General features: G+C 64.5%; 11 protein-coding genes. 7 read left to right on the top strand and 4 right to left on the bottom strand.

Annotation, left to right across the window (positions count from 1 at the left end):
* The first annotated feature begins 27 nt into the window (after nucleotides 1-27).
* On the top strand, nucleotides 28-1,479 hold the full coding sequence (locus E6B08_RS05865) for an MDR family MFS transporter (RefSeq protein ID WP_136913156.1): 1,452 nt from the start codon (nucleotides 28-30) through the stop codon (nucleotides 1,477-1,479).
* An 80-nt stretch (nucleotides 1,480-1,559) separates the two neighbouring features.
* On the opposite strand, the gene E6B08_RS05860 is transcribed toward E6B08_RS05865, so the two are convergent.
* Nucleotides 1,560-2,192, bottom strand: coding sequence for a TetR family transcriptional regulator (locus E6B08_RS05860; protein ID WP_136913155.1), 633 nt, complete (start codon nucleotides 2,190-2,192; stop codon nucleotides 1,560-1,562).
* 256 nt (nucleotides 2,193-2,448) lie between these two features.
* On the opposite strand from E6B08_RS05860, the gene ttgA reads away from it, so the two are divergent.
* The 6 genes from ttgA (at nucleotide 2,449) to E6B08_RS05830 (ending at nucleotide 11,399) form a co-directional block, all read left to right on the top strand.
* Nucleotides 2,449-3,603: a toluene efflux RND transporter periplasmic adaptor subunit TtgA gene (gene ttgA, locus E6B08_RS05855; protein WP_136913154.1), complete on the top strand. Its 1,155-nt coding sequence runs from the start codon at nucleotides 2,449-2,451 to the stop codon at nucleotides 3,601-3,603.
* 3 nt (nucleotides 3,604-3,606) lie between these two features.
* Nucleotides 3,607-6,759 carry a multidrug efflux RND transporter permease subunit TtgB gene (gene ttgB, locus E6B08_RS05850; protein ID WP_136913153.1) on the top strand — a complete coding sequence of 1,051 codons (3,153 nt, stop codon included), beginning with the start codon at nucleotides 3,607-3,609 and terminating at the stop codon, nucleotides 6,757-6,759.
* Entirely contained in the window at nucleotides 6,756-8,210 is a 1,455-nt protein-coding gene (locus E6B08_RS05845) for an AdeC/AdeK/OprM family multidrug efflux complex outer membrane factor (protein WP_136913152.1), read from the top strand. The genes ttgB and E6B08_RS05845 overlap by 4 nt, the downstream gene beginning before the upstream one ends.
* 225 nt (nucleotides 8,211-8,435) lie before the next feature.
* Nucleotides 8,436-9,689: an OprD family porin gene (locus E6B08_RS05840; protein ID WP_136913151.1), complete on the top strand. Its 1,254-nt coding sequence runs from the start codon at nucleotides 8,436-8,438 to the stop codon at nucleotides 9,687-9,689.
* A 191-nt stretch (nucleotides 9,690-9,880) separates the two neighbouring features.
* Nucleotides 9,881-10,804 carry a LysR family transcriptional regulator gene (locus tag E6B08_RS05835; protein WP_136913150.1) on the top strand — a complete coding sequence of 308 codons (924 nt, stop codon included), beginning with the start codon at nucleotides 9,881-9,883 and terminating at the stop codon, nucleotides 10,802-10,804.
* A gap of 70 nt (nucleotides 10,805-10,874) precedes the next feature.
* Nucleotides 10,875-11,399: a DUF962 domain-containing protein gene (locus tag E6B08_RS05830; protein ID WP_136913149.1), complete on the top strand. Its 525-nt coding sequence runs from the start codon at nucleotides 10,875-10,877 to the stop codon at nucleotides 11,397-11,399.
* Nucleotides 11,400-11,551: 152 nt separating this feature from the next.
* On the opposite strand, the gene pcaC is transcribed toward E6B08_RS05830, so the two are convergent.
* The 3 genes from pcaC to E6B08_RS05815 are packed head-to-tail and all read right to left on the bottom strand — an operon-like array spanning nucleotide 11,552 to nucleotide 14,113.
* Nucleotides 11,552-11,947 (bottom strand): 4-carboxymuconolactone decarboxylase, encoded by a 396-nt coding sequence (gene pcaC / locus E6B08_RS05825; RefSeq protein WP_136913148.1) that lies wholly within the window; start codon nucleotides 11,945-11,947, stop codon nucleotides 11,552-11,554.
* Between the two features lie 10 nt (nucleotides 11,948-11,957).
* Entirely contained in the window at nucleotides 11,958-12,749 is a 792-nt protein-coding gene (pcaD, locus tag E6B08_RS05820) for a 3-oxoadipate enol-lactonase (protein WP_136913147.1), read from the bottom strand.
* A gap of 11 nt (nucleotides 12,750-12,760) precedes the next feature.
* A complete protein-coding gene (locus E6B08_RS05815) occupies nucleotides 12,761-14,113 on the bottom strand; it encodes a 3-carboxy-cis,cis-muconate cycloisomerase (protein WP_136913146.1) in 1,353 nt (450 codons plus the stop codon).
* Between the last annotated feature and the right edge of the window lie 7 nt (nucleotides 14,114-14,120).

Genomic DNA, 14,120 nt, shown 5'->3' with positions numbered 1-14,120 from the left:
GCCATCGCGCTCGAACAAGGTAATGTCGTGACTGCTGCCCTGCCCCCCGCCGCCTTGCGCAACGTACTCAGTGCGTTGATGCTGGCCATCTTCCTCGGTGCCCTGGACCAGACCATCGTCGCCGTGTCCATGCCCGCGATTTCCGCCCAATTCAATGACGTCGGCCTACTCGCCTGGGTGATCTCCGGCTACATGGTGGCGATGACCGTGGCGGTGCCGATCTACGGCAAGCTGGGTGACCTGTATGGGCGCCGACGCATGATCCTGACCGGCCTCAGCATCTTCACACTGGCCTCGATCGCCTGCGCCCTGGCCCAGGACATGCAGCAACTGGTACTGGCGCGGGTGCTGCAGGGCATCGGCGCCGGCGGCATGGTCTCGGTGAGCCAGGCGATCATCGGCGACTTCGTGCCGCCGCGCGAACGTGGGCGCTACCAGGGCTATTTCAGCAGCATGTATGCCATCGCCAGTGTCGCCGGCCCAGTACTGGGCGGTTGGTTGACCGAGTACCTGTCCTGGCGCTGGGTGTTCTGGATCAACTTGCCGCTGGGGCTGTTCGCCCTGTGGGCGATCCGCCGGGCCCTGGCAGACCTGCCGATGACCACCCGCCAGGCCCGCGTCGACTACCTGGGCGCCGTGTTGCTGGTGCTCGGCCTTGGCAGCCTTTTGCTGGGCATCACACTGGTCGGCCAGGGTCAGGCCTGGACCGCGCCCGCCGTGCTGGCGATGTTCGCCTGTGCCATGCTCGGCCTGGCACTGTTCATCGCCCATGAGTGGCGCTGCCCCGAGCCACTGTTGCCGATGCAGTTGTTCGCCAATCGCGCCGCCGTATTGTGCTGGGCGGTGATCTTCTTCGCCGGCTTCCAGTCGATTTCCCTCACCATGATCATGCCGCTGCGTTTCCAGGGCATCACCGGCGCAGGCGCCGACAGCGCGGCGCTGCACCTGTTGCCACTGGCCATGGGGCTGCCGATGGGGGCGTTCTATGGCGGAAGGATGACCAGCCGCACCGGTCGCTACAAGCCGCAAATCGTTGCCGGGGCGCTGTTGATGCCGCTGGCCATCGGCGCAATGGCAGTGATCCCGCCACAAGCGGGTTGGCTCAGCGGTGTCTGTATGCTGCTGACCGGGATCGCCTGCGGGCTGCACTTCCCGACTGCGCTGGTGGGCACGCAGAATGCCGTGGAGCCAAAGGACATCGGCGTCGCCACCAGCACCACCAACCTGTTCCGCTCGCTCGGCGGCGCCATGGGCGTGGCCTGCATGTCCAGCTTGCTGCTGGCGCTGTTGCAGCACAATGGTTTCGCCGCGGTGGGCAACCCTTTGCTGGGCAGCCTGCAGGCCGGCGAAGCGGACCCGGCGACTCAGGCCCGCCTGCTGGAAACGTTCCGCCATGTGCTGCTGGCCAGTGCCGCGGTGGCGTTGCTGGGACTGGTAGCGGCGCTGGCGCTGCCAGATCGGCAGTTGCGCGGACGCTGAACGCTGGAGGGGCGTTAATCCCCTCTTAATCTACTCTTAATCATTTGGGGAAACACTTCCTCACAATCCTTCACAAAGTGTCATTTGCGCAGCGCTGGGCTCAAGCGCAGCATATCGAGCCCTGCGTCGACCCATTTTTCGGCATCACCCAGCAGATCGAAGCTGTCAGGCAGCAACAACCAGCGGCCGATCAGGCCATCAATGTAGGCAAACAGGGTGACCGCCGCGCGCTGCACATCCAGGTCGGCGGGCAACTGGCCGCGGCGTGCAGCATTGGCCAGCGCCAGGGTGATGCCCTCATGACAATCCAGCACCGCGCCCTGGCGCTGCTGGCGAATTTCACACATGTCGTCGGTAAACTCGCACTTGTGATGCAGAATTTCGTTGATACGCCGGGTACGGGCATCGAGCACCAGGTCATGAACCACCTGCAGCAGCAGCTTGCGCATGCAGCCGAGCGGGTCGAGTTCATCTTCGCTTTCACTGGCCCGAGCCAAGTGGTCATGGGTCTCGTGCAAGCTGTCGAGCAGCGCCTGCACCAGTTCCGCCTTGTTGCTGAAGTGCCAGTAGATCGCGCCGCGGGTCACCCCCGCCAACTCGGCGATATCGGCCAAGGTGGTACGCGCGATACCGCGCTTGTAAAACGCCTTCTCCGCGGCCTCGATGATCTGGGCGCGGGTTTCCAGCGCTTCTTCTTTTGTTCGACGGACCATGGCAGTAAGACCTCATCTGCGCCCGCAGGCCTTTTGCTCGCGGGGAAACCGCCGGGGGCACCTCTGCGGGGCACCTGCCGGATGGGCTAATCAAGAGCTGCGATGGTAGCGAACTACCATCCAGCGGTATTTACAAACAACCGTGAATGTAAGTATATTCGTTAGTAAGCTACTTATCCACTCGATAAGATTTTTTCTGACAAGACTCTTCCATTACTCTTGAGCGTCTACCTGCTCTAGCGACCCGAGGATCCTCATGCAATTCAAGCCAGCCGTTACCGCTCTGGTTTCCGCCGTCGCCCTGGCAACCCTGCTCAGTGGCTGCAAGCAAGAGCAAGCAGCCCCCGCAGCCCAGGCCCCTCTGGTCGGTGTGATCACCCTGCAGCCCCAGCCTTTCACCCTCACCTCGGAACTGCCAGGGCGCACCACCGCCTTCCGCGTCGCCGAAGTGCGTCCGCAGGTGAACGGCATCATCCTCAAGCGCCTGTTCAAGGAAGGTAGTGAGGTCAAGGAAGGCCAGCAGCTGTACCAGATCGACCCATCGGTATACGAAGCCACCCTGGCCAATGCCCAGGCCAACCTGCAATCCACCCGTTCGTTGGCCGAGCGCTACAAGCAATTGATCGACGAGCAGGCTGTGTCGAAGCAGGAATACGACGACGCCAATGCCAAACGATTGCAGGCCGAAGCTACGCTCAAAAGCGCGCAGATCGACCTGCGTTACACCAAGGTCCTGGCACCGATCAGTGGCCGCATCGGCCGCTCCTCGGTCACCGAGGGCGCGCTGGTGAGCAATGGCCAGACCAACGCCCTGGCGACCATCCAGCAACTCGACCCGATCTACGTCGACGTGACGCAGTCCACCGCCGAGCTGCTGAAGCTGCGCCGCGACCTGGAAAGCGGCCAGCTGCAGAAAGCCGGCGACAACGCCGCCTCGGTGCAGTTGGTGCTCGAAGACGGCAGCCTGTTCAAGCAGGAAGGCCGCCTCGAATTCTCCGAAGTGTCGGTTGACGAGACCACTGGCTCGGTCACCCTGCGCGCGGTCTTCCCCAACCCCGACCACACCCTGTTGCCTGGGATGTTCGTGCATGCGCGGCTCAAGGCCGGGGTCAACTCCAAGGCCATCCTGGCACCGCAGCAGGGCGTGACCCGCGACCTCAAGGGCGCGCCGACCGCGCTGGTGGTCAACCAGGAGAACAAGGTCGAGCTGCGCCAGCTCAAGGCCAGCCGTACCCTGGGCAGCGACTGGCTGATCGAGGAAGGCCTGAATCCGGGCGACCGCCTGATCACCGAAGGCCTGCAGTACGTGCGCCCTGGCGTCGAGGTCAAGGTCAGCGACGCCACCAACGTCAAGAAGCCAGCGGCCCCCGACCAGGCCAACGCGGCCAAAGCAGACGCCAAAGCGGAGTAAACCATGTCGAAGTTCTTTATCGATCGCCCGATCTTCGCCTGGGTGATCGCCTTGGTGATCATGCTGGTCGGTGCCCTGTCGATCCTGAAGTTGCCGATCAACCAGTACCCGAGCATCGCGCCGCCGGCCATCGCCATCGCCGTGACCTACCCGGGCGCCTCGGCGCAGACCGTGCAGGACACCGTGGTGCAGGTGATCGAGCAACAGCTCAACGGTATCGACAACCTGCGTTATGTGTCCTCGGAAAGTAACTCCGACGGCAGCATGACCATTACCGCCACCTTCGAGCAGGGGACCAACCCCGACACCGCGCAGGTCCAGGTCCAGAACAAGCTGAACCTGGCCACCCCGCTGCTGCCGCAAGAAGTGCAGCAGCAAGGTATCCGCGTCACCAAGGCAGTGAAGAACTTCCTGATGGTGATCGGCCTGGTGTCCGAAGACGGCAGCATGACCAAGGACGACCTGGCCAACTACATCGTCTCCAACATGCAGGACCCGATCTCGCGGACTGCCGGTGTCGGTGACTTCCAGGTGTTCGGCGCCCAGTACGCGATGCGTATCTGGCTCGATCCGGCCAAGCTGAACAAGTTCCAGCTGACTCCGGTCGACGTCAAGACCGCGGTCTCCGCGCAGAACGTCCAGGTGTCCTCCGGCCAGCTCGGCGGCCTGCCGGCCATGCCGGGTACCCAGCTCAACGCCACCATCATCGGCAAGACCCGCCTGCAGACTGCCGAGCAGTTCGAGAAGATCCTGCTCAAGGTCAACACCGACGGCTCGCAGGTACGTCTGGGCGATGTCGCCACGGTCGGCTTGGGTGGCGAGAACTACGCGGTCAGCGCGCAATTCAACGGCAAGCCGGCCTCGGGCCTGGCGGTCAAGCTGGCCACCGGCGCCAACGCCCTGGACACCGCCAAGGCGCTGCGCAAGACCATCAGCGAACTCGAGCCGTTCTTCCCGCCAGGGGTGAAGGCCGTATTCCCGTATGACACCACTCCGGTGGTCACCGAGTCGATCAGCGGGGTAATCCACACCCTGATCGAGGCGGTGGTGCTGGTGTTCCTGGTGATGTACCTGTTCCTGCAGAACTTCCGCGCCACCATCATCACCACCATGACCGTTCCGGTGGTGTTGCTGGGTACCTTCGGCATCCTCGCCGCCGCAGGCTTCAGCATCAACACCCTGACCATGTTCGCCATGGTCCTGGCCATCGGCTTGCTGGTGGACGACGCCATCGTCGTGGTGGAGAACGTCGAACGGGTGATGTCCGAGGAAGGGCTACCGCCCAAGGAGGCGACCAAGCGCTCGATGGGCCAGATCCAGGGCGCCCTGGTCGGTATTGCCCTGGTACTGTCGGCGGTACTGCTGCCGATGGCCTTCTTCGGCGGCTCCACCGGCGTGATCTACCGGCAGTTCTCCATCACCATCGTCTCGGCCATGGGCCTGTCGGTGCTGGTGGCGTTGATCTTCACCCCGGCGCTTTGCGCGACCATGCTCAAGCCGCTGAAAAAGGGCGAGCACCATGTCGCCAAGGGTGGCTTCTTCGGCTGGTTCAACCGCAACTTCGATCGCAGCGTCCAGGGTTACGAGCGCAGCGTCGGCACCATCCTGCGCAACAAGGTGCCGTTCCTGTTGGCCTATGCGCTGATCGTGGTCGGCATGATCTGGCTGTTCGCCCGCATCCCAACCGCCTTCCTGCCCGAAGAAGACCAGGGCGTGCTGTTCGCCCAGGTGCAGACACCGGCCGGTTCCAGTGCCGAGCGCACCCAGGTGGTGATCGACCAGATGCGCGAGTACCTGCTCAAGGACGAAGCCGATACCGTGTCGTCGGTGTTCACCGTTAACGGTTTCAACTTCGCCGGTCGTGGCCAGAGCTCGGGCATGGCGTTCATCATGCTCAAGCCGTGGGACGAGCGCTCGAAGGAAAACAGCGTGTTCAACCTGTCGACGCGCGCCCAGCAGCACTTCTTCAGCTTCCGCGACGCGATGGTGTTCGCCTTCGCCCCGCCAGCGGTACTCGAACTGGGTAACGCCACCGGCTTCGACGTGTTCCTCCAGGACCGCGCCGGTGTCGGCCACGCCAAGCTGATGGAAGCGCGCAACCAGTTCCTGGCCAAGGCCGCGCAGAGCAAGATCCTCAGTGCCGTGCGTCCGAACGGCCTGAACGATGAGCCGCAGTACCAGCTGACCATCGATGACGAGCGTGCCAGCGCCTTGGGCGTGACCATCTCCGACATCAACAACACCCTGTCGATTGCCCTGGGTGCCAGCTACGTCAACGACTTCATCGACCGTGGCCGGGTCAAGAAGGTGTACATCCAGGGTCAACCGAACTCGCGGATGAGCCCGGAAGACCTGCAGAAGTGGTACGTGCGCAACGGCGCTGGCGAGATGGTGCCGTTCTCCTCCTTCGCCAGTGGCGAATGGACCTACGGCTCGCCGAAGCTTTCGCGCTACAACGGCGTTGAAGCGGTTGAGATCCTCGGTGCCCCGGCTCCGGGCTACAGTACCGGTGAGGCCATGGCCGAAGTCGAGCGTATCGCTGGCGAGTTGCCAAGCGGCATCGGCTACTCCTGGACCGGCATGTCCTACGAGGAAAAACTCTCCGGCTCGCAGATGCCGGCACTGTTTGCCCTCTCGGTCCTGTTCGTGTTCCTCTGCCTGGCAGCCTTGTACGAAAGCTGGTCGATCCCGATCGCCGTGGTCCTGGTGGTGCCCTTGGGTATCATCGGTGCACTGATCGCCACCAGCCTGCGGGGCCTGTCCAACGACGTGTACTTCCTGGTCGGCCTGCTGACCACCATCGGCCTGGCGGCGAAGAACGCCATCCTGATCGTCGAGTTCGCCAAGGAACTGCACGAGGACGGACGCAGCCTGTACGACGCGGCTATCGAAGCGTGCCGCATGCGTCTTCGCCCAATCATCATGACCTCGCTGGCGTTCATCCTCGGCGTGGTACCGTTGACCATCTCCAGTGGCGCCGGCGCAGGTAGCCAGCACGCCATCGGTACCGGGGTGATCGGCGGTATGATCAGTGCGACCGTGCTGGCGATCTTCTGGGTACCGCTGTTCTTCGTCGCAGTGTCGTCGCTGTTCGGCAGCAAAGAGCCGAAAAAAGACGCCACCCCTGAAACTCCACGTTATGAGGCTGGGCAATGACCAAGTCTTTGTTATCCCTGGCGGTAACCGCTTTCATCCTTGGCGGCTGCTCGCTGATTCCCGACTACCAGACCCCGGAATCGCCGGTGGCGGCGCAGTGGCCGCAAGGCCCTGCGTACTCGCCGACCCAGTCGGCCGACGTTGCCGCCGCCGAGCAAGGCTGGCGCCAGTTCTTCCACGACCCGGCGCTGCAGCAGCTGATCCAGACCTCGCTGGTGAACAACCGCGACCTGCGCGTGGCGGCACTGAACATCGACGCCTACCGCGCCCAATACCGCATCCAGCGCGCCGACCTGCTGCCGGCGGTCTCCGCCACCGGCAGCGGCAGCCGCCAGCGGGTGCCGGCGAACATGTCGACCACCGGTGAATCGGGCATCACCAGCCAGTACTCCGCCACCCTCGGCGTCAGTGCCTACGAGCTGGACCTGTTCGGCCGGGTGCGCAGCCTGACCGAGCAAGCCCTGGAAACCTACCTGTCCAGCGAGCAGGCGCGCCGCTCCACGCAGATCTCCCTCGTGGCGAGCGTGGCCAACGCCTACTACACCTGGCAGGCTGACCAGGCGCTGCTGAAGCTGACCCAGGACACCCTCAAGGCCTACGAGGAAAGCTACAACCTGACGCGCCGCAGCAACGAAGTCGGCGTGGCCTCCGCGCTCGACGTCAGCCAGGCGCGTACCGCCGTGGAAGGCGCGCGGGTCAAGTACTCGCAGTACCAACGTTTGGTCGCCCAAGACGCCAACAGCCTGGCCGTGTTGCTCGGCACCGGCATCCCGAGCAACCTGCCGCAACCGCTGGAGCTCGGTGCCGACCAACTGGCCGAAGTACCGGCTGGCCTGCCGTCCGACATCCTGCAACGACGTCCGGACATCCAGGAGGCCGAGCACCTGCTCAAGGCCGCCAACGCCAACATCGGCGCGGCACGTGCGGCGTTCTTCCCGAGCATCAGCCTGACCGCCAATGCCGGCAGCCTGAGCCCCGACATGGGTCACCTGTTCGCAGGCGGCCAGGGCACCTGGCTGTTCCAGCCGCAGATCAACCTGCCGATCTTCAACGCCGGCAGCCTGAAAGCGAGCCTGGACTACTCCAAGATCCAGAAGGACATCAACGTCGCCAAGTACGAAAAGACCATCCAGACCGCCTTCCAGGAGGTTTCCGATGGCCTGGCGGCGCGCAAGACCTTCGAGGAGCAGTTGCAGGCGCAACGCGACCTGGTGCAGGCGAACCAGGACTACTACCGCCTGGCCGAACGTCGCTACCGCATCGGTATCGACAGCAACCTGACCTTCCTCGACGCCCAGCGCAACCTGTTCAGTGCCCAGCAGGCACTGATCAGCGATCGCCTGTCGCAGCTGACCAGCGAGGTCAACCTGTACAAGGCGCTCGGTGGTGGCTGGTACGAGCGCACCGGCGACGCCAATCAACAGGCCTCCGTGGCCGCGCCGCAAGGCTGATTGGCAGCAACCCCGAAGAGCCCACCCTAGCGGTGGGCTTTTTGTTGCGTGGCTGTCCGTGGCGAAGAATGCCCGGTGCAATCACTGAATTAACCAAACAGAACATTAGCGTTCGATTATCGCCCAGTACCGTTTGCGACGAATTGCCTCAGCCCCTCCCCGCCCCGCACCATCCCCTCACGCAATACCCGGCTCGACCCAATAAAAACAAGAGATCCAAGACACATGAGCACTTTGCAACCCGCACGCCAGCTGCTGCCCGGCCTGTTGGCCATGTCCTGCGCCCTCCCCGCATTCGCTGCTGAAAGCGGCTTCCTGGAGGACGCCAAGGCCACCCTCAACCTGCGCAACTTCTACATCAATCGCAACTTCGTCGACCCTGCCCATCCGCAGGGCAAGGCCGAAGAGTGGACCCAGAGCTTCATCCTCGATGCCCGCTCGGGCTTCACCCAGGGCACGGTCGGCTTCGGCGTCGACGTGCTCGGCCTGTATTCGGTCAAGCTCGACGGCGGCAGGGGCACCACCAACACGCACCTCTTGCCGGTCCATGACGATGGCCGCCCCGCCGATGATTTCGGTCGCCTCGGCGTGGCCCTCAAGGCCAGGCTGTCGCAGACCGAACTGAAAGTCGGCGAATGGATGCCCGTGCTGCCCATCCTGCGCTCGGACGACGGCCGCTCGTTGCCACAGACCTTCCGCGGGGGCCAGCTCACCTCGCGTGAGATCGACGGCCTGGTGCTGTACGCCGGCCAGTTCCGCGGCAACAGCCCACGCAACGATGCGAGCATGGAAGACATGTCGCTCAACGGCCGCGCCGCGTTCACCTCCGACCGCTTCAACTTCGGTGGCGGCGAGTACACCTTCAACGACAAGCGCACGATGATTGGCTTGTGGGATGCCCAGCTCAAGGACATCTACCGCCAGCAATACCTCAACCTGGTCCACAGCCAGCCACTGGGCGACTGGACCCTGGGCGCCAACCTTGGCTACTTCATCGGCAAGGAAGACGGCGCCGAACGCGCCGGCAAGCTCGATAACCGCGCAGCCTCCGCAATGCTCTCGGCGCGCTACCAGGGCCATACCTTCTATGTCGGGCTGCAGAAGATCAGCGGCGACGATGCCTGGCTGCGGGTCAACGGCACCAGCGGCGGCACCCTGGCCAACGACAGCTACAACTCGAGCTTCGACAATGCCAAGGAGCGCTCCTGGCAAGTGCGTCACGATTTCAACTTCGCCACCGTCGGGGTCCCAGGGCTGACCTTGATGAACCGCTACATCAAGGGCGACGAAGTCACGACCGGGGCCATCGACGATGGCAAGGAATGGGCGCGCGAGACCGAGTTGGCCTACGTGGTGCAGTCGGGGTCGTTCAAGGACCTTTCGGTGAAGTGGCGCAACTCAACCATGCGCCGGGACTTCAGCACCAATGCGTTCGATGAGAACCGGTTGATCGTGAGTTATCCGCTGAATCTTCTCTGAAGTCACCGGCCTCTTCGCGGCTAAAGCCGCTCCTACAGGATTTGCGCTGCACCTGTAGGAGCGGCTTTAGCCGCGAAAGGGCCGGACGCCACGACAAATAACAAAAAGACATAAACAAATCCAAAAACCGTCTTTGACGACATATGCTGTAACAGCTTAAATCGAGCCCTGTTTCCGCCGCAGAGCCCGACATGGACCTTCGCCAACTGCGCTATTTCATCGCCCTCACCGAGTACCGCAGTTTCGTCCGCGCCGCCGAAGCCATGGGCATCACCCAACCCGCCTTCAGCCGGGCCATCCAGGGCCTGGAGCAGACCTTCGGCTGCCCGCTGGTGGACCGCGCCAGCAAGGCCCTGCCGCCTACTCCCGAGGGCCTAGTGGTGTTGCAACATGCCCGTCGCCTGGTGCAGGGCGCCGCCCAGTTGAGCAACGAGGTGCTGCAGATGACCAAGCTCGACGCCGGCGAGCTGCACTTCGGTAGCGGCCCCGCCCTGGCCGTGCGCCTGGTCCCGGAGGCGCTGAGGCATTTCATCGACAGCCACCCCGGCATCCGCACTGCGTTGCTGGTGGATAACGCCGAGCGCCTGGGCCAGGCCCTGCGCCGCGAGCAGATCGAATTCTTCGTCGACGACATCCGCCCGTTCGAAGCCGACCCCAATTTCCATACCGAACCGCTCACGCCGCGCCCCGGCCTGTTCTTCTGCCGCCCCGGCCACCCGCTGCTGGCAAAGGACAGCCTGTCGACCAACGACCTGTTCAGCTATCCGCTGGCCAGCGCCCTGCTGGCACCCGGCGTGCGCAAGCGGTTGGCCAACCTGAGTGGGCGCAACGACTTCACCCCGCACTTGCAGACCGAGCACCTGGACGTGCTGCGCAGCGTGGTCCAGGCCAGCGATGCCATCGGCACCGCCAGCGAGGAGGCCGTGGCCGAGGACCTTGCCAGTGGCCGCCTGGTGCGCCTGCACTGGCGCAACCTGCCCCCGGCGCTGGAGGTGCTCAGCGTGCGCTGTGGGGTGGTTAGCCGCAGCGGCTACCGCCTCTCGCCGGCGGCGCGGGCGATGATCGAGACGCTGGTGGGGCTGGATGCGCCATCACGGGCTGCTGCCATTCGCTGAACTGATGATGGTGGTGGCTTGGAGCTATCCTCAGCTATATGGGTTTCTGCTCACCCAGGGAGGAACAACAATGAAAACCCTCGTCGAACACCTGAGCCAGTACGCCAATTACCATCGCGACCCACGCAACATCGCCAGCCATTTCGTCGGCATCCCCTTAATCGTGGTGGCCGTGACCATCCTGCTGTCACGTCCGGGCTGGGACCTGGCCGGGATCTGGTTGTCTCCTGCCCTGCTCGCGGCGGCGGCTTCGGTGTGGTTCTACCTGCGCCTGGACCTGCGCTTCGGGCTGGTCATGGGCGCGCTGCTGGGGCTGTGCCTGTGGCTGGGTCAGGCACTGGCGATACAGCCAACCGGGCTGTGGCTCAGCGCGGGGGTGGGTGCGTTCGTGGTGGGCTGGATCATCCAGTTCGTCGGCCACTATTACGAAGGCCGCAAGCCGGCATTCGTCGATGACGTCAGTGGCTTGATCATCGGGCCGCTGTTCGTGGTAGCCGAGGCGGCTTTCATGCTGGGGCTGTGCGCGCGGTTGAAGCAGGCCGTGGAGGCCAAGGCGGGGCCGGTAGGGATACGGCAGAAGAAAGCTACGGTGTGATCAGTACCTACACAGCACAACCCATAACTCGTCGCGTAATCAGGCTCTGTGGGAGCGGGCTTGCCCCGCGAACACCGGCGAAGCCGGTGCCATTCACCGCGTCGCCTCATTCGCGGGACAAGCCCGCTCCCACAAGGGCCCCAGTTTCTTGCTCAGGACTGACGCGACTCCACACCCAGTTCGTCCCACACCGATTCGGCGAGGTGGAACGTGGCGTTGGCGGCAGGAATGCCACAGTAGATCGCGCTCTGCATCAGCACTTCCTTGATCTCGTCGCGGGTCACGCCGTTGTTGGCCGCGGCGCGCAGATGCAGCTTCAGCTCGTCATTGCGGTTCATGCCGATCAGCATGGCGATGGTGATCAGGCTGCGGGTATGACGCGGCAGGCCGGGGCGGGTCCAGATATCGCCCCAGGCATGGCGGGTGATCATTTCCTGGAACTCGCCATTGAAGTCGTTGAGCTTCTCCAGGCTGCGGTCCACGTGGGCATCGCCCAGTACCGCGCGGCGTACCTGCATGCCGGCGTCGTAACGCTGCTTCTCGTCCATGGCGTGCTCCTCAGTGGGCCAGCAGGAAGTCGAGCACGCGGCGGCTGAACGCCTCGCCGATCTCGACGTTGGACAGGTGCGCAGCCGGGAAGTCGACATACTCGGCGCCGGCGATGCCGTTCTGCATGAAGCGGCCATGTTCCGGGGTGGTGACCACGTCAGCAGTGCCGGCGACGATCAGCGCAGGCACCTGGATGCTTGCGAGCTGCTCCCGGTAATCGGCATCGCGCACCGCAGCGCAGTTGGCCGCATAGCCTTGCGGGCTGGTCTGGGCGAGCATCTGGCAGATGCGTTGGGCCTCGTCCGGCTGGCGCTCGACGAAGGCCGGCGTGAACCAGCGGGCCAGCGAGGCATCGCGCAGGTCGACCATGGCCTGCTGGCCACCTTTGAGCACGGTGTCGATGCGGGTGTTCCACACCTCGTCGTTGGCGATCTTGGCGGCGGTGTTGCACAGGGTCACGCTGTGCAGGCGCTCGCCGGCATTGATGCCCAGCCACTGGCCGATCAGGCCGCCCATCGACAGGCCGACGAAATGGGCCTTGGAGATGTCCAACGCATCGAGCAAGGCCAGCACGTCACGGCCGAGCTGCTCGATGGTGTAGAAACCTTCGCTGACCAGCGACGCGCCATGGCCACGGGTGTCGTAGCGCAGCACACGGAAATGCTGGCTCCACAGCGGAATTTGCTGGTCCCACATGCCAAGGTCAGTGCCAAGCGAGTTGGACAGGAGCAGTACCGGCGCATCGGCCGGGCCATCGATTTGGTAGTTCAGTACGCCATCGGCCAGTTGCAAGTGCGCCACAGCGGTCTCCTTCAGGCAGTGAAACGTTGATGTTCGGCCACCGCCCGCGCCACCCAGACGCGGGCCTGGCCCAGGTAATGGGCGGGATCGAGCAGGCGATCGAGTTCTTCTGCGGTCAGTTCGGCGCTGACCTGCGCATCGTCGCCGAGCACGGCGCGCAGGTGCCGCTGTTCGGCCACGGCGCGCTGGCAGCATTGTTCCAGCAGGTGGTGGGCACGGTCGCGACCAAGGCGCTGGGCGAGGACGATGCTCACGGCCTCGGCCAGCACCAGCCCTTGGGTCAGGTCGAGGTTGCGGCGCATGCGCTCGGCGTCCACTTCCATGCCGTCGGCGATCACCTGGGCCTGGCGCAGGGCGCCGGAGACCAGGCAGCAGATTTCCGGCAGGGTTTCCCATTCGGCATGCCACAGCCCGAGGCTGCGCTCGTGTTCCTGGGGCATTGCGCTGTACAACGTCGACAGCAGACCTGGCACCCGGGTGGCAGCGCCGATCAGCACCGCCGCACCCACGGGGTTGCGCTTGTGCGGCATGGTCGACGAGCCGCCTTTGCCAGGCGCCGACGGCTCGAACACCTCGCCGGCTTCGGTCTGCATCAGCAGGCTGAGATCCCGGCCGAACTTGCCCAGGGTGCCGGCCACCAGGCCCAGTACCGAGGCGAACTCCACCAGGCGGTCACGCTGGGTGTGCCAGGGTTGCTCTGGCAGGCTCAGCCCAAGCTGTGCGGCAAGGGCCTCGGCCACCGGCATCGCCTTGGCGCCGAGTGCGGCAAGGCTGCCGGAAGCACCGCCGAACTGCAGTACCAGTAACCGCGGACGCAGCTCCTGGAGGCGCTGGCGATGGCGCGTCAAGGCGCCGAGTACGCCAGCCAGCTTCATGCCCAGGGTCACCGGCGTGGCATGCTGCAGCCAGGTACGCCCCACCAGCGGCGTGTCGGCGTGCAGCAAGGCCTGGCGCGACAGGCTGTCGGCCAGCTTGCCGAGGTCGGCTTCGATCAGGTCCAGGGCGTCGCGCAGCTGCAGGATCAAGCCGCTGTCCATCGCATCCTGGCTGGTCGCACCCAGATGCACATAGCGCTCGGCCTCGGGCACGCCACTGGCAATCACCTTGCCCAACGCCTTCACCAGCGGGATCGCCGAGTTGCCTGCCGTGGCGATGGCGTCGGCCAGGGCGGCCACGTCATAGCGCTCGGCCTGGCAGGCCGCCTCGATGGCCGCTACCGCGCCGTGCGGCACCAGCCCTACCGAGGCCTCGGCTCGCGCCAGGGCCGCCTCGAAATCGAGCATGCCCTGCAGGCGGCCACGGTCGCAGAAGACCTCGCGCATGGCCGGCGCGGTGAAGTAGGCGTCGAACAGTTGATTGGTCATGCCACGT

It is taken from the genome of Pseudomonas putida, assembly GCF_005080685.1.
GTDB lineage: Bacteria > Pseudomonadota > Gammaproteobacteria > Pseudomonadales > Pseudomonadaceae > Aquipseudomonas > Aquipseudomonas putida_V.
This window is presented reverse-complemented; position numbering and strand designations above follow the sequence as displayed.

Excerpts from the sequence above, each read along its gene's own strand:
- E6B08_RS05860 (WP_136913155.1), bottom strand. The coding sequence starts at position 2,192 with ATGGTCCGTCGAACAAAAGAAGAAGCGCTGGAAACCCGCGCCCAGATC.
- ttgA (WP_136913154.1), top strand. The coding sequence starts at position 2,449 with ATGCAATTCAAGCCAGCCGTTACCGCTCTGGTTTCCGCCGTCGCCCTG.
- ttgB (WP_136913153.1), top strand. The coding sequence starts at position 3,607 with ATGTCGAAGTTCTTTATCGATCGCCCGATCTTCGCCTGGGTGATCGCC.
- E6B08_RS05845 (WP_136913152.1), top strand. The coding sequence starts at position 6,756 with ATGACCAAGTCTTTGTTATCCCTGGCGGTAACCGCTTTCATCCTTGGC.
- E6B08_RS05840 (WP_136913151.1), top strand. The coding sequence starts at position 8,436 with ATGAGCACTTTGCAACCCGCACGCCAGCTGCTGCCCGGCCTGTTGGCC.
- E6B08_RS05835 (WP_136913150.1), top strand. The coding sequence starts at position 9,881 with ATGGACCTTCGCCAACTGCGCTATTTCATCGCCCTCACCGAGTACCGC.
- E6B08_RS05830 (WP_136913149.1), top strand. The coding sequence starts at position 10,875 with ATGAAAACCCTCGTCGAACACCTGAGCCAGTACGCCAATTACCATCGC.
- pcaC (WP_136913148.1), bottom strand. The coding sequence starts at position 11,947 with ATGGACGAGAAGCAGCGTTACGACGCCGGCATGCAGGTACGCCGCGCG.
- E6B08_RS05815 (WP_136913146.1), bottom strand. The coding sequence starts at position 14,113 with ATGACCAATCAACTGTTCGACGCCTACTTCACCGCGCCGGCCATGCGC.